Origin of the sequence: Campylobacter devanensis, assembly GCF_002139915.1 — a bacterium.
Taxonomy (GTDB): domain Bacteria; phylum Campylobacterota; class Campylobacteria; order Campylobacterales; family Campylobacteraceae; genus Campylobacter; species Campylobacter devanensis.
This window is the reverse complement of sequence record NZ_CP018788.1, coordinates 352,798-377,754: the sequence shown is the minus strand read 5'-3', so window position 1 is coordinate 377,754 and position 24,957 is coordinate 352,798. Positions and strand designations below refer to the sequence as shown.

The following is a 24,957-nucleotide window of genomic DNA, read 5'->3' as shown; positions in this document are numbered from 1 at the left end:
CATCATCATAAGCAATAAGATTATTAGGAACTAAATTTAAATTATTAATCAAATTATAATACTTATTTCTGCTAGAGTTATAATAGATATAAGAAAAATAATTTTGTAAATCATAAAAAATTTTATAAGCTCATCAGCTCTATTTTTATTAGTATTAGTCAATAAAATAATTCTATTTGTTTTTAGATAATTATGCAATTCTAATAATAGTAAATAATTTACTTTTGTTAAATTTAAATATTTAGAATAAATTTGATCTTTATACTCTTTTATTTTAAGTAATTCTACTACAGATAATGGATTTTCCAAACAGTTGTTTAAAGTTTTTATAGTAACTCTATTAAGTGAGACATTCCAAACTTATTGCTTAAAACATCTTTATATAATATAAGATTAGTATAATTAGTATCTAATAAAGTTCCATCCAAAACAAGAATATCTAAAGGATTAATAATATAAGCCATAAAAACACTAAAACATCTAAGCTTAACAACTTATAATAATAAAATATCCAAGAATTAATAAATTAGTTAAAAGATATAAAAATAAAAAGCGATTTATACCATTTCATCTATTAAGGTAAAAACAAATAAATACTAAAACTATAGATTAATAAATATAAGATACAAAGAATAAAAAACAAAGCTCGCAGCAACCTACTTTTCCAGCATCCCAGTAAGGGAGAGTATCATCGGCCATGAAAAGCTTAGCTTCTTGGTTCGAGATGGAGCAAGGCGTTTCCTAATCATGTATAGCCACGAGCAGTGTTAAATAAAATATCATATCAATAAAGATAATATCTTATTTAACACTGCTTAGAGTATTAAAGCTAAAAATCACTAAGTTTAATATCTAAAAATATTTTAAAAAACCTAAAAGGATTATATTTATCCTTAACAAGGAAGTGATGCTTATAAGATAAGCAAACGAGCTATTAGTACTGGTCAGCTAAAGGACTCTCATCCATTACACACCCAGCCTATCAAACTAGTAGTCTACTAGAGCTCTTAAAAGAAGATTCATCTTGGAGTTGGCTTCGAGCTTAGATGCTTTCAGCTCTTATCACATCCCGGCTTAGCTACTCAGCGATGCTCTTGGCAGAACAACTGATACACCAGTGGCCAGTTCGACTCGGTCCTCTCGTACTAGAGTCAACTCTCCTCAATCTTCTTACGCCCACGGCAGATAGGGACCGAACTGTCTCACGACGTTCTGAACCCAGCTCGCGTACCGCTTTAAATGGCGAACAGCCATACCCTTGGGACCTGCTCCAGCCCCAGGATGCGATGAGCCGACATCGAGGTGCCAAACCTCCCCGTCGATGTGAGCTCTTGGGGGAGATCAGCCTGTTATCCCCGGGGTACCTTTTATCCTTTGAGCGATGGCCCTTCCACACAGAACCACCGGATCACTAAGACCGACTTTCGTCTCTGCTTGACATGTACGTCTCGCAGTTAAGCTGGCTTATGCCTTTATACTCTACGAACGATTTCCAACCGTTCTGAGCCAACCTTTGTAAGCCTCCGTTACACTTTGGGAGGCGACCGCCCCAGTCAAACTACCCACCAGACATTGTCCTACCTAAGGATAACTTAGGCTAGTTAGCTACCCAAATAAAGAAGAGTGGTATCTCAACAATGGCTCACCATAAACCAGAGTCTATGGATCAAAGCCTCCCACCTATCCTGCGCATCTTTATCCAAATAGCAGTGTCAAGCTGTAGTAAAGGTCCACGGGGTCTTTCCGTCTTGCCGCGGGTAGGAGGAATTTTCACCTCCACTACAATTTCACTGGATCCCTCTTTGAGACAGCTCCCATCTCGTTACGCCATTCATGCAGGTCGGTATTTAACCGACAAGGAATTTCGCTACCTTAGGACCGTTATAGTTACGGCCGCCGTTTACTCGGGCTTCGATCAAGAGCTTCGCTAATGCTAACCCCATCAATTAACCTTCGAGCACCGGGCAGGCGTCACACCCTATACATCCTCTTACGAGTTAGCAGAGTGCTGTGTTTATGGTAAACAGTCGGGAGGGACTCTTTGTTGTAACCTTCTTTGCTTTGGGAGTAAATCTTAATACAAAGTTAGGCACACCTTATACCGAAGATACGGTGCTATTTTGCAGAGTTCCTTAAAGAGAGTTCTTCCACGCGCCTTAGAATACTCATCCCACCCACCTGTGTCGGTTTACGGTACGGGCAATTATTACTAAACTTAGAAACTTTTCTTGGCTCGATAGTATCATGGATTCTCCATCTACTCCGAAGAGCGTCAAGAGCCTTTGAGGTCTCGGATAGAGAGTTACGGATTTGCCTATAACTCAACCTACACCCTTAGACTAGCACTTCCATCCGCTAGCTCCACTAACTTTAAGCGTCCTTCCATCGCACATAATAATTGGTATTGGAATATTAACCAATTTTCCATCGCATACCCCTTTCGGACTTTGCTTAGGACCCGACTAACCCTACGATGACGAGCATCGCGTAGGAAACCTTGGGTTTACGGCGAAAGGGATTCTCACCCCTTTTATCGCTACTCATGCCTGCATGCTCACTTCTATCCGCTCCAGCACTCCTTACCGGTATACCTTCAACGCTGAATAGAACGCTCTCCTACCACTTGCACTTAATTCTAACTACTTCTAATTATTTTAGCTAAACTATTTTCTCATAATTTAATTTATATGAGTGCAATTAAATTATAAGAAATATAACTTAAAAGCTCATAGCCAAATTTATAATTAGAATTAAGTGCAAGTCTAAAGCTTCGGTACTCATTTTAGCCCCGTTATATTTTCCGCGCAGAATCACTAGACCAGTGAGCTATTACGCTTTCTTTAAAGGATGGCTGCTTCTAAGCCAACCTCCTGGTTGTTTCAGTAACTCCACATCGTTTTCCACTTAAATGAGATTTAGGGACCTTAGCTGTTAGTCTGGGTTGTTCCCCTCTCGACGACGGATTTTATCACTCGCCGCCTGACTGCTGTGATTACACTTTGCGCATTCGGAGTTTGATAGGGTTTGGTACATTGGTGTATGCCCTAGCCCATTCAGTGCTCTACCTCACAAAGTTACTACACAACGCTATACCTAAATATATTTCGGAGAGAACCAGCTATCACGATGTTTGATTGGCCTTTCACCCCTATCCACAAGTCATCAGGAGCCTTTTCAACGGCCGTCTGTTCGGTCCTCCACTGGCTCTTACACCAGTTTCAACCTGCTCATGGATAGATCACATCGTTTCGGGTCTGCAGCATCTGACTATACGCCCTATTAAGACTCGCTTTCGCTACGGCTCCGGGTTTCCTTAACCTCGCCAGACACCACAACTCGCAGGCTCATTATGCAAAAGGCAGTCCATCACCCTGATAAATCATAGGGCTCTGAATGATTGTAAGCAAATGGTTTCAGGTTCTATTTCACTCTGATCACCTCAGTTCTTTTCACCTTTCCCTCACGGTACTTGTGCACTATCGGTCTAGTAGTAGTATTTAGGGTTGGATAGTGGTCTACCCAGCTTCAGACAGGATTACACGTGTCCCGCCCTACTCAGGATACTGCTAAGTATAAACGCACTTTCATATACGGGAGTATCACCCTCTATGCTTAAGTTTTCCAACTTATTCTATTAGATTGTTTAAGTCTATATTGCAGTCCTACAACCCCACTAGCAAGCTAGTGGTTTGCCCTCTTACGCTTTCGCTCGCCGCTACTAGCGTAATCTCGTTTGATTTCTTTTCCTATTGGTACTAAGATGTTTCAATTCCCAACGTTCGCTCCGCATTGCGGTAGTACATATCACTATATACTGGGTTGCCCCATTCAGAAATTCCCGGATCAAAGCCCCTTGACGGCTCCCCGAGACTTATCGCAGCCTGGCACGTCTTTCATCGCCTCTACTAGCCAAGGCATCCACCATTTGCCCTTAGTAGCTTACCTTTTTTTAATTAGATTATTGATATTCTAATTCGCATCACTTCCTTGTTAAAGATAAAGTCTAGTAGATATAAATTAAATAGATAAATATAAATATAAAAATAAACTATTTAATTATTTAAGAATTAATTACTTAATTCTTGTTAATCTGTTTAGATTTATAGTATTTGAATTTAAATTTAATAAGACGGAAAGTATTAACTACTATTAAGTAAGTTTTAAAGCTTAATAGATTGTGAAGTTAATATTTATAAACTATATCTTTTATATTATTGGGATAACAGTGTTTGATATAGAATATTTGAAATTAAACTAAATTCAAAGCTCTAACAAGTCCTGTAAAATTGTTTTAAATATTAAAACTTGATTGTAACTTTTAACAATGGTAATTTAAGTAACTTTACTTTTCAAAGCTAAATAAGATTAACTTGAAATGTGAGTGGAATTATACAATATTAATATTAAAATAAGCTTAAATATAAAACAATTTTCAGAAAATATTATAATTTTTTGAAAATTTGTACTAAAATCTAGTTAAATAATTAAAAAATTTAATATTATTAAAAATTTTTAATACAAAATGAAGCAATTTTAGGTAAATCAAAAAATATAAGAATATAGTATTTGAAAAATAGAAATTATAAATTTTAATCAAGCAACATTAGATTTTAAAAAATTTAAATAACAAAAATCTTGAGAATTACAAATATGATATGCCAATATGAAAAATAAAAACGGATAAAAATGAATAATGGTGGGCCTAACAAGACTTGAACTTGTGACCTCACCCTTATCAGGGGTGCACTCTAACCAGCTGAGCTATAGGCCCTTAATAACTACTTTTAAAAAATCAATCCCTCAAACCTAAACAAGTGTGATTGAGATATATTGAAGTGATAATTGTGAGATTATCACTTTGTACTCTAGAAAGGAGGTGATCCAACCGCAGGTTCTCCTACGGTTACCTTGTTACGACTTCACCCCAGTCGCTGATTCCACTGTGGGCGGTAGCTAGTTTAGCATTCCGACTTCGAGTGAAATCAACTCCCATGGTGTGACGGGCGGTGAGTACAAGACCCGGGAACGTATTCACCGTAGCATGGCTGATCTACGATTACTAGCGATTCCGGCTTCATGCTCTCGAGTTGCAGAGAACAATCCGAACTGGGACATATTTTATAGATTTGCTCCATCTCACGATATTGCGTCTCATTGTATATGCCATTGTAGCACGTGTGTCGCCCTGGGCATAAGGGCCATGATGACTTGACGTCGTCCACACCTTCCTCCTCCTTACGAAGGCAGTATATTTAGAGTGCTCAGCCAAACTGTTAGCAACTAAATACGTGGGTTGCGCTCGTTGCCGGACTTAACCGAACATCTCACGACACGAGCTGACGACAGCCGTGCAGCACCTGTCTCTAAGTTCTAGCAAGCTAGCACCCTCTTATCTCTAAGAGGTTCTTAGGATATCAAGCCCAGGTAAGGTTCTTCGCGTATCATCGAATTAAACCACATGCTCCACCGCTTGTGCGGGTCCCCGTCTATTCCTTTGAGTTTTAATCTTGCGACCGTACTCCCCAGGCGGTATACTTAATCCGTTAGGTGCATTACTGCCCTGACTAGCAGAGCAACAACTAGTATACATCGTTTAGGGCGTGGACTACCAGGGTATCTAATCCTGTTTGCTCCCCACGCTTTCACGCATTAGCGTCAGTTGAGTTCTAGCAGATCGCCTTCGCAATGGGTATTCTTGGTGATCTCTACGGATTTTACCCCTACACCACCAATTCCATCTGCCTCTCCCTCACTCTAGATTATCAGTTTCTCAAGCAGTTTAATGGTTAAGCCATTAGATTTCACAAAAGACTTGATAATCCGCCTACGCGTCCTTTACGCCCAGTGATTCCGAGTAACGCTTGCACCCTCCGTATTACCGCGGCTGCTGGCACGGAGTTAGCCGGTGCTTATTCCTTAGGTACCGTCAAATTTCTTCCCTAAGAAAAGGAGTTTACGCTCCGAAAAGTGTCATCCTCCACGCGGCGTTGCTGCTTCAGGGTTTCCCCCATTGAGCAATATTCCCTACTGCTGCCTCCCGTAGGAGTCTGGACCGTGTCTCAGTTCCAGTGTGACTGATCATCCTCTCAGACCAGTTATGCGTCATAGCCTTGGTGAGCCATTACCTCACCAACTAGCTGATACAATATAGTCTCATCCTATGCCGAAAAAACTTTCCCAACTTAACTTATGTTAAGAAGGAGTATGGAGTATTAGCAGTCATTTCTAACTGTTGTCCTCCAGCATAGGGCAGATTAACTATACATTACTCACCCGTGCGCCACTAACTCATAAGAGCAAGCTCTTACTTGTCCGTTCGACTTGCATGTATTAGGCACGCCGCCAGCGTTCACTCTGAGCCAGGATCAAACTCTCCATAAAAAATTAAAGTAGATAAACTACTTAAGTATTATGAAGTTTTAATCTAAAAACTTTATATCTGTTATATAAGTATTGAATCTATTATAATATAATAAGATTCTGGCTCAATCGATCACTTGTTTAGATTTCAAAGATTGACTATAAAAGATAGTTTAACATTATAAAAATTAAAAAACAAAAACGATAAAGAGATGATTTAACCAAGCTTTTCAGAAGGTTAAGGTGTTTCTCAATTCGTGAGCTGGAATTATATAAGAGATATGCTTAAAAAAAGATTAAATATTAGGCTATTTTCCTAAATATTTTAAATTTTTAATTAAATTTAGTTTAAATTCAAATTTTTTACTCTAAATTTATGATTTTATCTAACTTTTTGCTTAATGTTTTATATATTATGATAGACTTTCTTTGTTTAAAAATGGAGTAAACATGCATTACTATATAAATTTGCTTAAAAAAAATAATCTATTAAAAATTATAGAAGCGCCATGCGATATTGATCTTGAAATTGCTCATATTAGCTACATCGAAGTTAAAAAAGATAATTCTAAAGCTATACTATTTACCAATCCAACTAATAAAAATGGTGATAAATTTCCCCCTGTGATAACAAATATTTTTGGTAGTTTTAAGGCACTTGAGATAATTTTTGGGCGTGATATTAGTGATATTTCTAATGAAATTTCAGCTCTTTTAAAACCTAAAAAACCAAATTCAATGAAAGAAAAAATAGATTTTTTCGGCTATCTTTTGAGTTTAAAATCCATTTTTCCAAAAAGATTAAAAGGCAATGGTATATGTCAAGAATGTGAATTTAAAGAGCCAAATTTATATAAACTTCCGGTTTTGAAAACTTGGGATGATGATGGTGGCGCCTTTATCACAATGGGTCAAGTCTATACTAAGGCGTTAAATGGAACTACTCAAAATTTGGGTATGTATCGCCTTCAAGTCCATAGCCAAAATGAACTTGGAATGCACTGGCAAATTCACAAAGATGGGGCGCATTTTTTTCACGAATACAAACAAGCTGGCCAAAAAATGCCTGTAAGCGTTGCTATTGGCGGAGATCCATTATATATATGGTGTGGGCAAGCACCACTACCAAAAAATATTTTTGAATTAATGCTATATGGATTTATTCGTAAAAAACCAGCGAAATTGGTAAAATCACTTACTAATGATATTTATGTGCCTTTTGATGCTGATTTTATTATCGAGGGATTTGTAGATCCAAATGAGTTAAAAGATGAGGGAAGATTTGGCGATCATACTGGCTATTATACCCCAATAGAGCCGTTTCCAGTAATGAAAGTAAGCAAAATTACGCATAAGACAAATCCAATATTTGCTGCAACTGTCGTGGGCAAGCCGCCTTTAGAAGATAAATATATGGGATATGCAACTGAGCGTATATTTTTGCCACTTTTGCAAACTACTGCGCCAGATCTGATTGATTATAAAATGCCTGAAAATGGAGTATTTCATAACTTAATATTAGCTAAATTTAATAACCTTTATCCAGCACACGCTCAGCAGCTTATGCATGCATTTTGGGGCGTTGGTCAGATGAGCTTTGTAAAACATGCTATATTTGTCCCAAGCAATGCACCTGATTTAGATGATTATGAAAATTTGGCTAAATTTGTACTAAATAAATTTAGTCCAAAAAGCTGCCTAATAACAAGTGGAGTTTGCGATCAGCTCGATCATGCTAGTCCAAACTCATGCTATGGAGGCAAACTAGGCATAGATGCATCTATAGACTACTCTACTTTAACACCAAGTGTGATAAGCAATACCGAACTACTAGATAAATTTAAAAAAATAAGCTCTGATATTTTAGAGATATATCAATATTTTACCGATACCAAAAATCCAATCTGTATGGTAAAAGTAGATAAAAAATCAAACCTAAAATCTCTTTTTAACTCTCTTTTAACGCTTAAAAAACATTTTAAAATTATAATATTTACAGATATTGATTCAAAAATAGATAATCCATATATGATGGTATGGCGTATTACTAATAGTATTGATGCCCAGCGAGATATATATATAGATGATGAGCAAATTTGCATTGATGCGACTCGCAAAACCATAGATGATGGCTATACAAAAGAGTGGCCTAAAGAGACCAATTGCAATCAAGAAGTTGTTAAAAATTTGATTGATAGAGGCTTGATAGATAATGATACAAAATTATTTGAAAAATTTGAGATATTTGGCTGATGGTTGTAGCGGTATTTGACTCTGGATTTGGGGGGCTAAGTCTTTTAAATGAGGCTAAAAGGGAGCTTAAAGGGTGTGATTTTATATATTTTGCCGATAATGACAACGCACCTTATGGGGTAAAGAGCATTGATGAGATAAGAGCTCTTAGCACTGATGCGGTCGAGTTTTTGCGCCCTATGGCTGATATAATAGTAATTGCGTGTAATACCGCCACGAGTGCTGCTATAAGCGACCTTAGGCAGAAATTTAGCATACCAATTATCGGGATGGAACCAGCAGTGAAGTTAGGTCAAAGCGAAGATGGCAATATACTAGTTATCGCTACGCCAGCTACGATAAAGGGTGCTAAGCTAAATGAGCTTTTAAAAAGATCAAATTTAAGCGATAAAACCTATCTTTTACCTATGCCAAAGCTAGTGGAATTCGCTCAAAATATGGAGTTTGACTCACCATCAGTGAAGCGATATATAGCTGAGCAAATAGCTCAAATCAATGCTACAAATATATCCCTTTTGGTACTAGGATGTACGCATTTTAACTATTTTAAAGATAGTTTTGCTGCTTTAATGCCAAATTGTAAGATTGTAGATGGGATAAATGGGACTATAAAGCAGATCAAAAGAAGATTAGATGAGCTAGAAAATGGCAAAAATTTAGATAAAAATTTAATCTACTACTCATCTAAAAAACAAAAAGATATAAATCTCATCACCCCATTTCTCTCAAGGCTTGATGAGATGAGAAAAATCTAATCAGATAAGCCGTGGGATATATGCTTAGATCATTATAAGCTATCTATTATTTAATCTTTTACATAGATATTTAATCTTTTATAATTATCACAACCAATTTGATCGCCCAAATCACACGCCTTGCCAAAATACTCCTTAGCTATAGCGTAATCTTGTCTTACGCCTTTGGCTTTTTCATATGCGATTCCAAGGTTAAGGCAACCTAGTGAGTTGGCATTATCACAAGCCTTTTGGGATGATTTGATAGCATTTTGGTAATTTTGTCTTATACCCTCGCCTTCACGATATAGGTTTATAAGGCTACCACAACCCCATAAATCGCCGTTATCACAGGCTTTTTCGTATAATTTTGCGGCTTTGCGGTAGTTTAGCTCTACACCTTTGCCACTTACATACAGATCCCCAAGAGCAGAACAGGCAAATGCGTAATCATTATCGCAAGCTTTTTGATATAGCTCGGCGGCTTTGTGGTAGCTTTGCTCTACAAATTTGCCATATTTATAGAAATATCCAAGATAAAAGCAAGCATCCATATCGCCATTATCGCAAGAGATTTCTAATTCTTTTAAATTCAAATCCTTAGCCACAACCACACTAAAAAGTAACGCAATAATCCAAATAAGCCTTTTCATAATATTTTTATTAAATTCCTATTCTACCGTTACGCTCTTAGCAAGGTTTCTTGGCATATCTACATCATTGCCTAATCTAATAGAAATCTCAAGCGCAAAAAGTTGTAAAACAACCATAATTTCAAAGAATTCACTCATCGGATGTGAGTGAGAATTAATCTTGATAAAGTCATCGCTAAGCTCAAATTCCAAAGGCGAAATGGTAGTGATGAAGGCATCTCTAGCGGCTAATTCTTCGACATTTGATTTAGTTTTATCATATAAGATGGTTTGTGGTAATAAAGCAATCGTATATAGCCCCTCATCGGCCAAAGCGATTGGCCCGTGCTTCATCTCACCAGCCGGATAACCCTCGGCGTGTAGGTAGCTAATCTCTTTTAATTTCAACGCCCCTTCAAGAGCAAGTGGGTAAAATATATCCCTACCGATAAAGAAAAATCCATGCCCATGGACATAGTGCTTGGCTTTGCGATAGATTTTCTCTTGTAAGCTCTTATCAAAATTCACAACAGATGGGATATTTCTCAATGTTTTAATCTCATTTTCTAAGGTTTTATCATCGATTGTGTGGCGAATTTTAGCTAATTTTAGAGATAGCATCCATAAGCATATCATTTGAGTAGCAAAGGCTTTGGTACTTGCTACACCCTTTTCTATCCCAGCACGAGTTAGCAACACTTCTTTAGCCATTCTGACAATACTAGAATTATCCACATTACAGATAGCTAGGGTTTTTAAATTTGCGTTTTTAGCTATTTTTAAGGCTTCTAGCGTGTCTGCTGTTTCACCGCTTTGACTAATTACTATAAATAGCGAATTTGGGTTTAAAAATGGCTCTTTATATCTAAATTCGCTAGCCACAACTACGTTAGCTCTGATTTTAGCAAGTCTCTCTAATAGATAGCTAGCAGCTAAGGCCGCATGGTAGCTAGTCCCACAAGCACACAAGACCACCTCATCGATATCATTAAACAAGCTTATATCGATATCCAAATTCAAATCATCATCGCTCAATCTACCCATCAAGCACTCAGCGATCACTTGAGACTGCTCATATATCTCTTTTTCCATAAAAAATCTATAACCATCTTTTAGGGCGTAGCCTTTGTCTTTTGGTAGTTCGGTGAAATTTGGCTTTATCTCTTGATTATTCTCATCAAATATAGTTAAATTTCCTAATTTCGCCACTCCGTAACTGCCATCTTCTAGATATATGGCCTCCTTAGCTAGGCCGATTAATGGAGAATCCGAGCTAGATAGATAAATTTCATCCCCATCTCTAGCAATAATCAAAGGAGCCGCATTTTTAGCAAAAAATATCTCATCTGGAGCAGCCTTAGTAACAAGCAAGGTAGCATAAGCACCCTTTAATCTGCTAATTGTCTTTTTATAAGCTTCAAATGGGGTTTTAGCATTTTTATTATACTCTTCAAAAAGATGGACTATAACCTCCGTATCAGTCTGACTTAAAAACTTTACCCCACTAGCTTCTAGCTCATCTTTTAACTCTTTGTAATTTTCTATAATTCCATTATGAATAACAAAGCTATACTCGCCTAAATGCGGATGAGCATTTATCTCAGTAGGTTTGCCATGTGTCGCCCATCTAGTATGGCCTATAGCTACGCCATCACCATGGTATTGGCACTCTTTCATTTTATTGGCTAAATTCTCAAGCTTACCAACAGCCTTATAATAGCTCATCTCATTACCTATGATAATCGCCATCCCCGCACTATCATATCCACGATATTCAAGCTCTTTTAATCCATTTAATATAATATTTTTTTTCTCTTTTTTACCGATATATCCGACGATTCCACACATATTTTACTCCGTTATAATCTCTTTTAAAAACTCATCCACTACGCTCTTTAAATCATCATTTATAGATAAAAGAAACATGTTTCTAGTGCGGTTTTTAATGGTTTGTATTCTAGCATTTGCTAGCTTAATTTGGAATTTGCTAAGCATACTTAGGATATAAATCATAAATCCACGCTGGTCTTTGGCGTTGATATTTAATTTCGCATAATTTTGAGAATAGTTCATATCAAAGCTAACTTCATTAGGCAAAATCACCGGCTTGTCATATTGTGGTTTCTCTTTAGAGCATAGTGCTTGAATAATCTCGCTTTTGCTCTTATCAATACTGGAATTATAATCTAGCCTTATATAGCTCTTACCATCAAAAAGCTCACAAATCTCCATATACGCAAGATCAAACCCACGAAGCTCCCTAAGAGCCATCGCCATATTCCAATTGCTCTTGGCTATGATTTGTAGGCTATGGCTAGTTAGTTCTAAATCGATATTTGAGCACTCACTAGCCCTAAGGGCGATATCTATTATCTGCTGCTGGCTATACTTGCTAAAGAGCAAATTTGACTCTATACTTAGAATTTGCTCTTTTATATCCTTATCTAAAGCTATAAATTCTCTCTGTTTTTTGAGTAATTCTATCTTTTTTGTCCGTTTATTAACGCTATCCATCAAGCTCTCATCGCTATCAAAAGCACTCAAAGCACTATCATAAATTTGACGCAATTTGGCATTGTCAATATCGCTAAAATGATTTAAATTCCTAGCTTTTAACCTAGCGTAAGTTAGGATATATAGTAGTTTTAGAGCTTGTTTTTCTTTGATAGAGCTTACTAAATTTAGCATTATTGGCTCACTAATTGGCTCTGATAGGATATCTATTAATTGATTTTGATTTTTTATCAGATTTATCCCCATATTTATAGTCTTTTGTAATAGATCTAATTTTGCACAATACGATCTAAATATATTAGCGCTACTTACATAATTTGGCGAGGCTTGATGCATAAGCGCTACTAGCTTTAATAGCATTTTGCCATTAGCACAAAGATCATTATATAGACTAAGAACAAATCTATCTTGGATATTCTCTATCTCTCCTACGATCGCCACGCAACTCTCATCTAGGCTATACTCACCTTCTAAACTAGCCAAGTGAGTGCTAAACTCCATCGGCTTTATAATCTTAAATAGCTTTGAGCTATCTAAGAGTAGCTTTAAGATATCCTTACTATATCTGCGATTTAATATCTTTTTTAGCCCTTCATAGACCTTTGTAGAGCTACTATCTTCTAGGCGTTTTATATATATTAAAGCACTTATATCAAAAGCAAGCTCAGCATCAGGGAGTAGGCTTAATTCTTTAAGGACAAGCTCAAAATCTTTTGGCTTTTTACAGCTTGGCACATAGATAGTATTTGCAATATTATATATCCCATTTGAAAGCCTACAAATTCTAGCAGTACCTAAAGATATTCTTACGCCAAAAGCGCGCCTTGCTAAATATCTTGAGTAGATATATATAGTATGCATTGCCCATAGGCATTTGCTTAGGAGTATCTCTTGAGGACTTAGACCTTTTTTTGCTTTGGTTTGCATTATTTTAGCTACAGAATCTAGATATTCACGACCCAATATCTCGCCACCGCCGCTAATTTGAAGGGCAGAGCGAAGCGAGCTGATATAATCAAAAGCCAAATTCAACTCACTTAACTCATCTTCATCAATATACTTTAATATATTTGTCTTTAATGTCCCGCCAAAAAGGCTAAAAAGCCAAAATATCCTTTTATAATCCATAAATCCACCGCTACCATTAAGTAGATTTGGGCTACAATCTAAATATTGCGGACAACTCATCGGCTCAAGTTTTCTTAAATGATAGCTAATTAGCTCATCTTTTTTCTTTTCATTGAGTTTTGAAATTTGATTTTTGATATTTTTATATAAGATTTTTGATCCACAAACCAAGCGAATATGGCTAAATAGCACCATAAGCTCAATATCATTAGCCAAAGATAATAGCTCATCTTTTTCACAAATTTTAGCCTCGATATCTAGGCCAACCTCTTTTAAGATATTAGCGTATCTTTGCGCTATGGCATTTGAGTTGTATCCTAGCTCGTTTTTATATATTATGGCTAGGTCAATATTGCTCTTGACACTCATCTCACCAAGTGCGTAGCTACCGATTGCCACCACACACAAAGGCACACTCTCATCACTTGGGTCAAACTCCCCAAATGAGTCAAATTTGAGTATATTAAAGGCTGTTTTTAGAAACTTATCTATCTCTTTGGATTGATAAATCCCATAATTGCGCCCACCAAGTCGCATAAAATTGCTTTTAAGGCTATTTTTACACTTTATAATCTCATCTTTAAGTTTTAAATTTGTTTTATTCTTATTAGGTTCCATCTACTTCCTTTAAGTAGTATTTTATCTAAATTCAACTTGTAACTATATTATACATAAATTTTATATAATCAAATTGATATTAACATAATTTAGTTAATAATAATTATAAAAATATATATGTATTTATCGATATTTAAAAGTATTTATTTTTGATTAAAATTGATAATAAATATTATTTGTTTTATTTTCTTTATAATTTAATTTATGTAATAATTCCGCCTTTAAATTATATTAACAAAGGAAAAATATGCAATCAAAACCCATCTGTTACGATGATATTGACAGCTCAATTGAATTTATAAAGTCTATAGATTCTATAGCTGTATTAGATACTCAAGAAATAGATAACATGGAATCGCAAAACAATAACTTTTATGGTGATATTTTTATTAAAATAAATGCATATGAAATGCTAGAAAAAGCAGATGCTTTATTAAAAATTTAAAATAATTTTAATAAATGGAAGTTGCGATCAAATATTTTTATTAAAACATAAAGATAAAATTAGCGAATTCTTAGATAAAGGCGGTATTTTGCTAGTTTTTTGCGCAATGTATATCAACTGGCTAGATACTCCATCCCTATATATACCAAGCCAAATTCCAATTAAAAGTAGAATGATTCATACCTGCTATCATCAAATTACAAATGGAGTTAAAGATTATGATATCACATATAGGCGTGGAGTATGTGGTTTTTTTAGTCGTGGCTATATTACTCCGCCTAAAAATGCAACAATAATCTTAAAAGACAGTCAAGACAAATGTGTCGCATATATAGATAAAAATAGCACAAATGGGGTCATATTACATACGGCTGGAGCTGATCTATTTGGATATGGATTATTTGAGCAAAGCACAGCTAAAAGAATGGGGTTAAATCTTATAAAATGGCTAGAAAATGAATTAAAAGGAAATAATAATGAATAATTCAATAATCACTGGTGGAGCCTTTCATAATCAAAATTTTTTTCAAGTTTGCAATTGTAAATTTAAAAATATTTTCAAAGAACAAATCTATATATTGGATTTACACTCTACAGATCTTAGTAAATATGACTATATTGTCATTGCTTCAAGGCTAAACCCTAAAATTTTAACTCAAAACAAGGCTAAATTTGAGGAATATCTACAAAATGATGGGCATATAATTAGCTTTGGCGATATAATGGGCGATCATTTACCATCTATAGATTTTACCCCTACTCAAGTAAATTTTTGGTGGTGGATTCATCCTGGAGCTGACTTACCTATGTATGCGTATGATAGCAGTGATGAGATTTGGAATTTTTTAAAGTTGCAAGAATGCAAATGGCACTATCATGGAGTATTTAATCCACCCAAATATGCTAAAAAAATTATAGTTGATAAGATCGGCAAAACTATTTTATATAAGGATAGCTATAGTTTTGCAGGAAATATGTATATAACCTCATTAGATCCAGATTATCATATCGGTCAAGGCTTCATGCCAACTACTATTGTATTTTTAGAAAAAATTTATAGCATGGGTAGAATATGATATAAAAAATGGAGCTAAAATATGAAAAAATTACTATTTTTGCTACTTATTGCTATTACTACAATAGCAAATGCCAAGAACGTTGTTGTTGTTGGGTTGTGGCCTTTACCACCTATAGTTAGCTTGCTTAGCGATGCTAATCTAACACTCATCCCAAAGGCTTCATACAGCGCAATGGAGCACTCTTTAATAAAAAAAAATATCGTCCTGGATACCAAAAAGCAATTTTGGCCAATAATCCAAATTTAGAAGAGTTGATTTTATTAAATGCTGATTTATACATCTGCGGTATATCAAATATTAAAATCTGTCAAGGATTAAAAGCTGCTAATTTAAATGTTATTGAATTAACTACAAATATAGATTCATATAATTCCAAACTTACTCTAGCTCACTGGCTAAAAGAGATTGAGAAGCACTTTGATATCTCTGAAAAAAGTAGATCTATAATAGAATATATATCAAATATTGAAAATCAGATTAAAACAGCAACTGCTAATGCTAAAAAACCAACAGCTCTAATCATACATAGAATCGATAAAGACAACATCACATCTGGCATATTTAATGACTATCTTATAACTGCTTCAGGCGCCTTAAACCAATGGGGAAAAGAACAAAAAACTAGCATAAGTATAGAGGAGATATTTGCACATAATCCAGATATTATCTATATCTCAAATTTTACCCAAACTACCCCAGATGATATATATTCAAAAAAGCAATGGCAAAGCATAAATGCTATAAAAAATAAAAGAGTATACAAATTACCAATGGCTTCATATCGTCCTTTTGCTCCTAGTTTAGATCTTGGATTGACGCTTTTATTTTTAGCTAAGCACAACCATCCAGATATATTTATGAATTTAAATTTAAAAGATGAATATGAAAAATTTTATAAAATATTTTTTGATATATCACTTGATAATCAAGATATTCATATGATATTTAATCCATCTATAGAAGCTGCAATAATAAATTAAAAAGGTGTAAAATGAAAAAAATATTATTAATAAGTTTGGCCACTTCTTGCGTTCTAGCACAAGTACATAAGTTAGATGAAAGCGTTGCAAATTTAAATATAAACTCCCTTGATACAACAGAACAATTAAAAGAGTATCAAAATGAGCTACCAACTAGAAGTGTTAGTGTCGTAACAAATCAAGACATCCTTACATCTGGTGGCAGCGGTGGCGTTCAAAGCCTATTAAATAACGTTCCAGGTATCACATACTCACGCTCTGGTGGGATTGGCGGACAGCTTACTGTTCGTGGTATGAATTCTAATAACTCTCGCTCAATAATCGCTGTAGATGGTGTAAAAGTCACAGGTAGAAGCACTTTAGAATTAAATATGATTGATCCAAATTCACTAGATGGAATAGAAGTAATCAGAGGCGCAGCCAGCTCGTTATATGGTTCTAGCGCAATAAATGGTGTTATCAATTTTAAATCTAGACTCTATCACGGCGATACAAATGCCCCATTTGATCTAGACGCTAAAATCAGAGCATTAGAATTTAATAGTGTAAATAACGGCTTTGGCGGACGTACCGAAATAATCGGCGGTGGCGATGGCTGGGATATATTAATTGGTACCCATGGTAGAAAAGGTAGCGACTTTCGCACCCCAGATGGCATAGCACAACGCTCCAAATATCAAAGCTGGGGTGCTGATTATCACATCGGTTACTCATATGACGATATTAGATACTACTCAATGGGTAAATTTCAAAAAATAAATACCTATAATGCTGGCGGTATCCATGCAAAACCTGGTAGTTCATTTGGAATTATTCGAAATGAAGATCCAATGTATGAGTACTATATAAGAGTCGGAACAGAAATTTGGAATTTAGGTTTTGCCGATAAAATGGATATATATGCTTATTATAGGCATTATGATACTGATTTGCGTATAGATAGACGCTCTATAAACGAACCTTGGACACACAATAAAGTATATAATACCAACCAAATAGGAACAAATATACTATTTGATTCACAAATTCAAAATCATCTGTTAAGCTACGGTATATCGACACTTACAGCCTACTCTCCAACTCCAATAAAAATTGTAAATTTAACAACTAATAGAGAAAGTACAAGCTCTAGACCAACATCTAGCACTGAGATTGCTGCGTTTATAAAAGATGATTGGAGCATATTTAATGACTTAACTCTTTCGGGCTCTTTGCGATATGATTACAATATAGTTAAAATTGGATCGCAACAGTATACTGGTGAAACACCAGAAGCTACTAAATTTTTAAATGATAATGATATGAAAACATCAGATGCTATCACTGGTAGTATTGGTGCATTATATAATCTTAACGACTATTTTAGCATTGTGGGTAATCTCTCTAGAAGCTATAAAAGCCCTGGCACAAATGGATTATTTCCAAGTCCAACTACGGAAGCAAACCACGATCTTAAAGCTGAAATTGCCTATACATATGAGACTGGCCTAAGATATAGCGATGCATATAACTATGGTTCTTTAGTCTATTTTAGAACCGATTATACCGATATGATTCAAAATCAACCTATAAGTAATGACAAAGTTAAGCCAGTAAATATAGGAAAAGCATTAATTCAAGGTTTAGAGTATGAAAGTCATCATAAATACAATAATTTTTTTATAGATTTAGTAGGCTCACATAATTATGGGCAAGATAAAACCGCAGATAAGCCATTAGCCTATATAGCTCCATTTTATGGTTTAGCTTCGTTAGGATACAAATTCAACTGGGGAGATATTAAGTGGTCACAAAGAGCATATTTGGGTAAAAAATAGAATTGATAATACACAAGAAAGAAAGAGCAGATCATATACAATGAGCGATATATATATCTCTACACATTTGGGATATTTTGATTCTGAATTTAAAAATATGTGGATTACATTTGGAGTAGAAAATCTCTTTAATACAAAAGGCAGAAATCCATCTGTTGCAGAAGATATTGCATATTCAAAAACTATCTCAAATCCACTTATGGAGCCAGGAACAAATGCATTTCTTAAATTTGCCTATAATTACTAAGGGTTAAAATGTATTACTTTATAGCAACTTTGATTTTAATTTGCACTAGTTTAATAGCACTTAGCATTGGTAGATATGACATTGATTATCATCAAATTTATAACTTATTAATAGCATTAATCAAAGGGGATCCTATAGATGAAAAACTAAGATACATACTATTTGAAGTTCGATTGCCAAGAGTAATTTTAGCTATTTTTGTCGGAGCAGCACTTGGTGTAGCTGGAGCATCTTTTCAGGCTATTTTTCGAAATCCACTAGCTAGCCCAGATATACTAGGTGTAGCTAGTGGGGCTGGATTTGGAGCAGCACTAGCTTTACTTTTTGGATTAAATATAGTGTTTTTAAGTAGCCTTGCTTTTGCATTTGGAATTTTAACTCTATTTTTAACGCTTATTGTTGCTAGAGATATGGATAATCGCATTATGATTATCCTTGGTGGAATTATTATCTCAGCTCTATTTCAAAGTCTAATATCAATTTTAAAATATATAGCCGATCCGCAAGATACTCTTCCTGCTATTACATATTGGCTGCTTGGAAGCCTAAGCATAAGCAATATATCCCAACTTATATTTGGCTGCATTGTAATGACATTAGGCATAGTTATTACTTTAATTTTTAGATGGAAACATAATCTATTAATGCTTGATGATAATGAAGCTAAAAGTCTTGGATTAAATATAAGACAAATTCGAATTCTTTTAATTCTTAGTTCGACACTATTAGTCTCTAGTTCAGTTAGTATTTGTGGTATTATTGGCTGGGTTGGATTAGTTATTCCACATATTGCTAGACTAATAATAGGAAGCAATAACGCATTGGTTTTACCATTTAGTATGCTCATAGGAGCTATTTTTATGATTATTATAGATACACTTAGTCGCTCAATTAGCTCTGAGGAAATACCTATATCAATTCTTAGTGCTATAATTGGGGCAATATTTTTTATTGTTATTTTATATCGTAGTAAAGAGGTTATGAAATTATGAGTATGTTTAGAGTAGAAGATGGAAAATTTAGTAGATCAGGGCGTGTAATATTTGATAATTTAAACTTTAGCATCAACAAAGGAGAGGCATTAGCTATTTTAGGTTGCAATGGCGTAGGAAAAACTACACTTATTCAATGTTGCATTGGATTATTAAAATGGCAATCTGGCAAAAGCTACATAAATAACAGATCGATCTGTAGTTTTAAAAATAACGAGTTATTTTCACATATTGCCTATATTCCACAAGCTAAAAATTTAAATATCGGACTAAAAGTAATCGATATGATGCTTTTAGGATGCAATACAAGTATAAAATTTATCCCTAAAAAAAGAGCACAAAGATAGAGCATTAGCCACTTTATCTAGTCTTGGAATTGAATATTTAGCCAATAAAAGTTGTGATAATCTAAGTGGCGGAGAGCTTCAAATGGTAGTTTTTGCTAGAGCTTTAGTAAATAATCCTAGTATAATAATTTTAGATGAACCAGAGTCAAATTTAGACTTTAAAAATCAACACATAATCCTAGAAACTCTCCAAAAATTAAAAGCTCAAAATAAAGCTATAATTATAAATACTCACTATCCTCAAAATGCCAAAAAATTAGCCGAGAAAGTATTAATAATGCACAAAGATAAAAAACATATTTTAGGAGATAATTCGTTAATCAACAAAACTCAGCTTAGCAAAAGCTTTAATGTATCAAATAGTTTTTTTGATTATCTAGGAGAGATTCATTGAGTCTAAACCCTAATAATAAAAATTTTTGCTAGAAGTGCCATTATAATAATGGCACTTCCTAAAATCAGATTTTACTGTAATAGTCTTAATATATTTTGTTGTACAGCATTTGCCTGGCTCATGGCGTAGCTACCGCTTTGAGCTAGGATATTGAATTTAGAGAAATTCGCACTCTCACTAGCAAAATCCACATCCCGTATCTGACTTTCGGCTGATTTGACATTGACTTGGGTAACTGTGATGTTGTTTATCGTAGCTACTAATTGATTTTGGACTGAACCTAGATCAGCTCTTAGTTTGTCTAGCTTTTTAAGCGCATTTAATGATACATCTATCAAAGCTTGTGCCCCTGCATAGCTATTAACTCCAGCTGGCAACTCCAAAATTGGATTTAATAGCTCTACTTGACCCATCGCCCTTAATACATGCTCATCTAGCTTGTTTCTAACCAAATCACTTAGACTAAGTGATAATTGTTCTCTTAGCTGAGAGCCTATTATATCATTTGTATCAGCGGCCTTAGGATTTAAACCATCAATCCCAGCACCTTTTATATTGCCTGTAGTCTCTTTGAGATCCAAAGATGGTGGTGAGCCATTATTTGATTGTAGATAGAGTTCACCTAAGATTAATGCACTTGTGCTTTTTGCACCGGTGCTATCTTGCATAGCTAGCCCCAATGCATCGGCATCATTTGTCGTGCCTACTTGAATTAATATTGGCTTACCGTTACTAGAGCTCATTGATAAACGCCCTCCAGCATTATAAGCACTAACGCCAGTTATATCGCTTTTGGCATTGATAGTGTCTATTAGAGCATTTGAAGGATCTCTATTTGCCACGCTTAAATTTGTCCCTATCTCTACTCCATTTATGCTTAATTTCGAAACACTGCCGGGAAAAAAAGCACTACCAAGTATCGGAACAGAGCTAATAAATTCATTCTTCACTTTAGCCTTAACACCCGTCTCGCTGCTATAAGAGTTTATCTTATCAGCTATGACTCCTAGCCCATTATCTAGTATCTCTTGACCAGAGATAGCGTCGAATTTAATGCCATTTAAATGGCTTGGGACGGCGTTTAATTGCATAGTGAAATTCGCAGTATCAAAATTATTATTATCAAAAATCATAGGCGTAGTAGAGAGATAATGGGTGTGGCCTATGGCGTTTGAGTTGGTGTTTTCTACGCTGATTTTGGCCGTTTGGTTGCTATAAGCACTTATTTGGAAGTTTTTGTTTGAGAAGTTACCATTTAATAGCTTTTGACCATTGAAGCTTGTGGTATTGGCGATATTGTCTAGTTCATCAAGAAGTCTTGAGATATCATTTTGGATTGCTTTTCTAGAGTCGCTGTTTTGGCTGTCGTTGGCTGCTTGGATAGCTTTGGTTTTAATAGTATCAAGTATTTTAATCTGTTCATCCATAGCTTTATCTGCAGTTTGAACAATACCAATTGCATCATTACCATTAGATATGGCTTGACCTAAAGAGCTAGCTTGGCTTTTTAGTGAATCAGCAATAACAAGACCTGATGCATCATCAGCTGCTGTTTGAATTCTAAGACCTGAGCTTAGGCGACCAAGTGAGCTAGTAAGTTCTCTATCATTGATCAAAGAGTTGGCATGAGCATTCATCGCTGCGATGTTAGTATTTATTCTAAAGCTCACAACTTTTCCTTTGTGTTAAGATTTCCCTATAAAACTTAAATCCATTTAGGGGTTGTTTTTATTATATCGAACCAAATATTAAAAAGTTTATATATGGGGGGGGATTTTGATAAATTTGAAGAAAATATTGCAAATTTTTAATAAATTTGAGAAATTTATTAAATTTAGATTATATATTGTAGATTTAGGCTAAGTGATTTTATAATTTTTAGAGTGGAATTTAGATTGGATTGGGTGAGATATTAAATATTATGGGGGTGTAATTAAATTTGTGGGTTTGGGGGAGGTTAATAGGTTGACTATGGGATAAGAGTGAATTTGATAGTTTTTGGTTTATAGATTTGGTTTATAGATAATGTTGCATAAATTTGCTATTTAATATATAGTGATTTGTAGATAATATTAGTGTTTAAGATATGATTTATATATTTATAATGTTAGGCTCACTTTAGCACAGATTAGATTATGCTAAAGCGAGATAAAAAAGAAAATGCGATACTTGTAATCAATTTAACATTTTGCCTAATTGCAAAGCAAAGTTAAAAGATATCAAAACAAGTATATAGACAAATTTAGCTTATAAAATAATCTCCATCAAAGCTTACAAGAGAGTACTTACGCTCATTACCTAATCCTTGAGTTAATTCATCAATGCTTAAAAACTCTAAACTATCAGCACCAATAAATTTACACACCTCTCTAGCATCCATCCTAGCACTGATTAGCTCTTCATAACTTGGAGTATCAATACCATATCTACAAGGATGTTTAATCTCTGGAGCAGCAATTTTCATATGTATCTCTTTAGCCCCAGCATTGCGTAATAGCTCTACTATTTTCTTGCTAGTTGTCCCTCGCACTATGCTATCATCGATTACTACAATGCTTTTGCCTTTTAAGACACTACTCATAGGATTTAATTTTAATTTAACCTTAAGGTTTCTCATCTCTTGGGTTGGCTCTATAAAGGTTCTACCCACATAGTGATTTCTCACAATCGCCATCTCAAATGGGATTTTACTCCTAGCAGCATACCCCAAAGCCGCAGGAACACCAGAATCTGGCACAGGCACTACAAAATCAGCTTTACAGCTAGATTTATCAGCCAGAATTTCTCCTAATTTTTTTCTAATTTGATATACATTTTTACCATCTATCATGCTATCAGGACGAGCAAAGTATATATATTCAAATGCACACAATCTAGGGTCTTTAGCTTCAAATAACTCTATGCTTTTAAAGGCGCTTTTGCCCTCTTCAAATACTATCATCTCTCCAGGTGCTACATCACGCACAAATGTAGCCCCCACCAGATCAAAAGCACAGCTCTCACTAGCTACGATATATCCACCATCTTTTAATCTACCTATACTAAGAGGCCTAACGCCGTATGGATCACGCACCACAAACATCTTGGAGCGACTCAAAATCAACAAACAATACGCCCCAACGATCTGCCCCAAAGCCTCTATAATACGGTCTTGCAAATTCTCTTTTTTGCTTTTTGCTATTAAGTGCAAGATATTTTCCGTATCCATATTGGATTGAAATATCGCACCATCTTCGATTAATCGCTCCCTAACTTCATATTTATTAATCAAATTTCCATTATGAACGATACTAATCTCACCCAAAGAGTATTTCGCACTCACCGGCTGAGCATCTAGCACACTATCACTTCCAGCGGTTGAATATCTATTATGCCCTATAGCCATCTGCCCTTGTAATATCTCGAAGCTAGCGCTATTAAAAACCTCAGTTACTAAGCCTCTATTTTTAATAGTTTTAATCTGATGATTATAACTAGAGCTAATCCCACTTGCCTCTTGCCCTCTGTGTTGCATAGAAAACAACCCATAATAGGCTGTTTTTGCTGCGTCTTTTGAATTGATTACTCCAACTATTGCACACATATTATATTCCTAAAGCGTCATAGATTGTATATAATTTTGGCTCTTTATTAGCTAGCCAAATTCCAGCCTTTATCGCACCTTTAGCAAATGTAGCCCTACTTGTAGCTGTGTGATTAAGCTCTATATACTCACCATCGTTATAAAATCCTACTGTATGGCGTCCAACGATATCGCCACCACGCAAAGCCATTACAGCAATCTCATCTTTGCTTCTAGCTCCTATCATTCCATCTCGTCCGCTTACTCTAACATTTGCTAAACTTAAATTTCTACCTTTTGCAGCATGTTCGCCAAGTGTCAATGCTGTACCACTTGGAGCGTCTATCTTATTGCGATGATGCATCTCAACAATCTCAATATCAAATTCACTTAGCACCCTACTAGCTATCTCAGTTAAGCGATTTAGCACCGCTACACCCAGACTCATATTTGTAGCTTGAAGTATTGGCATCATAGCACTTGCTAGTTTGATTAGCTCGCCCCCTTCATCGCCTAGCCCAGTTGTGCCTATAACCAGTGGTTTTGGATTTGTCCTAGCGTAATTAATCAAATTTATAGATGCCTTTGCGATACTAAAATCAATAACCACATCGCTATTATCAAACAAAACATCATACTTATCAGTTACTATCACACCATCATCCACGCTCATAGGCTCTATAGTGTATGCTACTGATAATTTCGCATTATTAAGCCCTTTTAAATTTGCGATTATCTCGCTTCCCATCTTGCCACTTGCCCCATGCAAACCTATACGAATCATCATCGCCCTTTTTGGATAAATTAAAACTTTATTCTAGCTAAAAAAAGATAAAAATTTGATATAAGTAAATT

The 24,957-nt window shown here is 35.2% G+C and carries 18 protein-coding genes, 1 tRNA gene and 3 rRNA genes; 12 read left to right on the top strand and 10 right to left on the bottom strand.

Annotation, left to right across the window (positions count from 1 at the left end):
* Nucleotides 1-643: 643 nt before the first annotated feature.
* The 4 genes from rrf to CIGN_RS01900 form a co-directional block, all read right to left on the bottom strand.
* Nucleotides 644-763, bottom strand: a 5S ribosomal RNA gene (gene rrf, locus CIGN_RS01915).
* A gap of 151 nt (nt 764-914) precedes the next feature.
* A 23S ribosomal RNA gene (locus tag CIGN_RS01910) occupies nt 915-3,945 on the bottom strand.
* Nucleotides 3,946-4,694: 749 nt separating this feature from the next.
* Nucleotides 4,695-4,771: transfer RNA gene (locus CIGN_RS01905), tRNA-Ile, on the bottom strand.
* A 98-nt stretch (nt 4,772-4,869) separates the two neighbouring features.
* Nucleotides 4,870-6,381 (bottom strand): 16S ribosomal RNA (locus CIGN_RS01900).
* Together the 16S, 23S and 5S rRNA genes with 1 tRNA gene alongside form the textbook arrangement of a ribosomal RNA operon.
* A gap of 429 nt (nt 6,382-6,810) precedes the next feature.
* Between CIGN_RS01900 and CIGN_RS01895 the strand changes: the two genes are divergently transcribed.
* Nucleotides 6,811-8,613 (top strand): menaquinone biosynthesis decarboxylase, encoded by a 1,803-nt coding sequence (locus CIGN_RS01895; protein WP_086302069.1) that lies wholly within the window; start codon nt 6,811-6,813, stop codon nt 8,611-8,613.
* Nucleotides 8,613-9,368: a glutamate racemase gene (gene murI / locus CIGN_RS01890; protein WP_086270193.1), complete on the top strand. Its 756-nt coding sequence runs from the start codon at nt 8,613-8,615 to the stop codon at nt 9,366-9,368. Before CIGN_RS01895 ends, murI begins: the two co-directional genes overlap by 1 nt.
* 50 nt (nt 9,369-9,418) lie before the next feature.
* On the opposite strand, the gene CIGN_RS01885 is transcribed toward murI, so the two are convergent.
* Genes CIGN_RS01885 through CIGN_RS01875 form a run of 3 tightly spaced genes read right to left on the bottom strand, consistent with a single transcriptional unit; the run spans nt 9,419 to nt 14,239 of the window.
* A complete protein-coding gene (locus tag CIGN_RS01885; protein WP_086302068.1) occupies nt 9,419-10,000 on the bottom strand; it encodes a tetratricopeptide repeat protein in 582 nt (193 codons plus the stop codon).
* A gap of 18 nt (nt 10,001-10,018) precedes the next feature.
* Nucleotides 10,019-11,827, bottom strand: coding sequence for a glutamine--fructose-6-phosphate transaminase (isomerizing) (gene glmS / locus CIGN_RS01880; RefSeq protein WP_086302067.1), 1,809 nt, complete (start codon nt 11,825-11,827; stop codon nt 10,019-10,021).
* Between the two features lie 3 nt (nt 11,828-11,830).
* Nucleotides 11,831-14,239: a nucleotidyltransferase family protein gene (locus CIGN_RS01875; protein WP_086302066.1), complete on the bottom strand. Its 2,409-nt coding sequence runs from the start codon at nt 14,237-14,239 to the stop codon at nt 11,831-11,833.
* A 247-nt stretch (nt 14,240-14,486) separates the two neighbouring features.
* On the opposite strand from CIGN_RS01875, the gene CIGN_RS01870 reads away from it, so the two are divergent.
* The 10 genes from CIGN_RS01870 to CIGN_RS01825 all read left to right on the top strand — a co-directional run bounded on the left by CIGN_RS01870 (nt 14,487) and on the right by CIGN_RS01825 (nt 20,540).
* Nucleotides 14,487-14,684 carry a hypothetical protein gene (locus CIGN_RS01870; RefSeq protein WP_086302065.1) on the top strand — a complete coding sequence of 66 codons (198 nt, stop codon included), beginning with the start codon at nt 14,487-14,489 and terminating at the stop codon, nt 14,682-14,684.
* 88 nt (nt 14,685-14,772) lie between these two features.
* Nucleotides 14,773-15,168 (top strand): hypothetical protein, encoded by a 396-nt coding sequence (locus tag CIGN_RS01865; RefSeq protein WP_086302064.1) that lies wholly within the window; start codon nt 14,773-14,775, stop codon nt 15,166-15,168.
* Nucleotides 15,161-15,760: a hypothetical protein gene (locus tag CIGN_RS01860; RefSeq protein WP_086239287.1), complete on the top strand. Its 600-nt coding sequence runs from the start codon at nt 15,161-15,163 to the stop codon at nt 15,758-15,760. Before CIGN_RS01865 ends, CIGN_RS01860 begins: the two co-directional genes overlap by 8 nt.
* Nucleotides 15,761-15,781: 21 nt before the next feature.
* Complete coding sequence (locus tag CIGN_RS01855; protein ID WP_086229988.1) at nt 15,782-16,009, top strand: hypothetical protein; 228 nt, start codon at nt 15,782-15,784, stop codon at nt 16,007-16,009.
* The gene (locus CIGN_RS01850) at nt 15,988-16,743 is read left to right on the top strand and encodes an ABC transporter substrate-binding protein (protein WP_181892515.1); all 756 of its coding nucleotides are present in this window, start codon (nt 15,988-15,990) and stop codon (nt 16,741-16,743) included. Before CIGN_RS01855 ends, CIGN_RS01850 begins: the two co-directional genes overlap by 22 nt.
* Before the next feature lie 11 nt (nt 16,744-16,754).
* Nucleotides 16,755-18,560, top strand: a complete 1,806-nt coding sequence (locus CIGN_RS01845) for a TonB-dependent receptor (protein ID WP_086229991.1) — start codon at nt 16,755-16,757, stop codon at nt 18,558-18,560.
* Between the two features lie 40 nt (nt 18,561-18,600).
* Nucleotides 18,601-18,807, top strand: coding sequence for a hypothetical protein (locus tag CIGN_RS01840; protein WP_086229992.1), 207 nt, complete (start codon nt 18,601-18,603; stop codon nt 18,805-18,807).
* 8 nt (nt 18,808-18,815) lie between these two features.
* Entirely contained in the window at nt 18,816-19,799 is a 984-nt protein-coding gene (locus CIGN_RS01835) for a FecCD family ABC transporter permease (RefSeq protein ID WP_086298819.1), read from the top strand.
* On the top strand, nt 19,796-20,146 hold the full coding sequence (locus CIGN_RS01830; RefSeq protein ID WP_086229993.1) for an ATP-binding cassette domain-containing protein: 351 nt from the start codon (nt 19,796-19,798) through the stop codon (nt 20,144-20,146). The genes CIGN_RS01835 and CIGN_RS01830 overlap by 4 nt, the downstream gene beginning before the upstream one ends.
* A gap of 28 nt (nt 20,147-20,174) precedes the next feature.
* The gene (locus tag CIGN_RS01825; RefSeq protein ID WP_086229994.1) at nt 20,175-20,540 is read left to right on the top strand and encodes an ATP-binding cassette domain-containing protein; all 366 of its coding nucleotides are present in this window, start codon (nt 20,175-20,177) and stop codon (nt 20,538-20,540) included.
* 71 nt (nt 20,541-20,611) lie between these two features.
* Here CIGN_RS01825 and CIGN_RS01820 read toward each other — a convergent pair whose 3' ends face one another.
* From CIGN_RS01820 to dapB, 3 genes are all read right to left on the bottom strand, one after another.
* Nucleotides 20,612-22,210, bottom strand: coding sequence for a flagellin B (locus CIGN_RS01820; RefSeq protein ID WP_086252813.1), 1,599 nt, complete (start codon nt 22,208-22,210; stop codon nt 20,612-20,614).
* 572 nt (nt 22,211-22,782) lie between these two features.
* On the bottom strand, nt 22,783-24,123 hold the full coding sequence (purF, locus tag CIGN_RS01815) for an amidophosphoribosyltransferase (RefSeq protein WP_086302062.1): 1,341 nt from the start codon (nt 24,121-24,123) through the stop codon (nt 22,783-22,785).
* A 1-nt stretch (nt 24,124) separates the two neighbouring features.
* Nucleotides 24,125-24,886 (bottom strand): 4-hydroxy-tetrahydrodipicolinate reductase, encoded by a 762-nt coding sequence (gene dapB / locus CIGN_RS01810; protein WP_086298815.1) that lies wholly within the window; start codon nt 24,884-24,886, stop codon nt 24,125-24,127.
* Between the last annotated feature and the right edge of the window lie 71 nt (nt 24,887-24,957).

Bases quoted from the DNA above. Each gene is read 5' to 3' on its own strand.
- murI (WP_086270193.1), top strand. From the start codon at position 8,613: ATGGTTGTAGCGGTATTTGACTCTGGATTTGGGGGGCTAAGTCTTTTA.
- CIGN_RS01845 (WP_086229991.1), top strand. From the start codon at position 16,755: ATGAAAAAAATATTATTAATAAGTTTGGCCACTTCTTGCGTTCTAGCA.
- CIGN_RS01895 (WP_086302069.1), top strand. From the start codon at position 6,811: ATGCATTACTATATAAATTTGCTTAAAAAAAATAATCTATTAAAAATT.
- CIGN_RS01875 (WP_086302066.1), bottom strand. From the start codon at position 14,239: ATGGAACCTAATAAGAATAAAACAAATTTAAAACTTAAAGATGAGATT.
- CIGN_RS01830 (WP_086229993.1), top strand. From the start codon at position 19,796: ATGAGTATGTTTAGAGTAGAAGATGGAAAATTTAGTAGATCAGGGCGT.
- CIGN_RS01870 (WP_086302065.1), top strand. From the start codon at position 14,487: ATGCAATCAAAACCCATCTGTTACGATGATATTGACAGCTCAATTGAA.
- CIGN_RS01835 (WP_086298819.1), top strand. From the start codon at position 18,816: ATGTATTACTTTATAGCAACTTTGATTTTAATTTGCACTAGTTTAATA.
- CIGN_RS01840 (WP_086229992.1), top strand. From the start codon at position 18,601: ATGAGCGATATATATATCTCTACACATTTGGGATATTTTGATTCTGAA.
- purF (WP_086302062.1), bottom strand. From the start codon at position 24,123: ATGTGTGCAATAGTTGGAGTAATCAATTCAAAAGACGCAGCAAAAACA.
- CIGN_RS01855 (WP_086229988.1), top strand. From the start codon at position 15,782: ATGAAAAAATTACTATTTTTGCTACTTATTGCTATTACTACAATAGCA.
- dapB (WP_086298815.1), bottom strand. From the start codon at position 24,886: ATGATTCGTATAGGTTTGCATGGGGCAAGTGGCAAGATGGGAAGCGAG.
- CIGN_RS01885 (WP_086302068.1), bottom strand. From the start codon at position 10,000: ATGAAAAGGCTTATTTGGATTATTGCGTTACTTTTTAGTGTGGTTGTG.
- CIGN_RS01860 (WP_086239287.1), top strand. From the start codon at position 15,161: ATGAATAATTCAATAATCACTGGTGGAGCCTTTCATAATCAAAATTTT.
- glmS (WP_086302067.1), bottom strand. From the start codon at position 11,827: ATGTGTGGAATCGTCGGATATATCGGTAAAAAAGAGAAAAAAAATATT.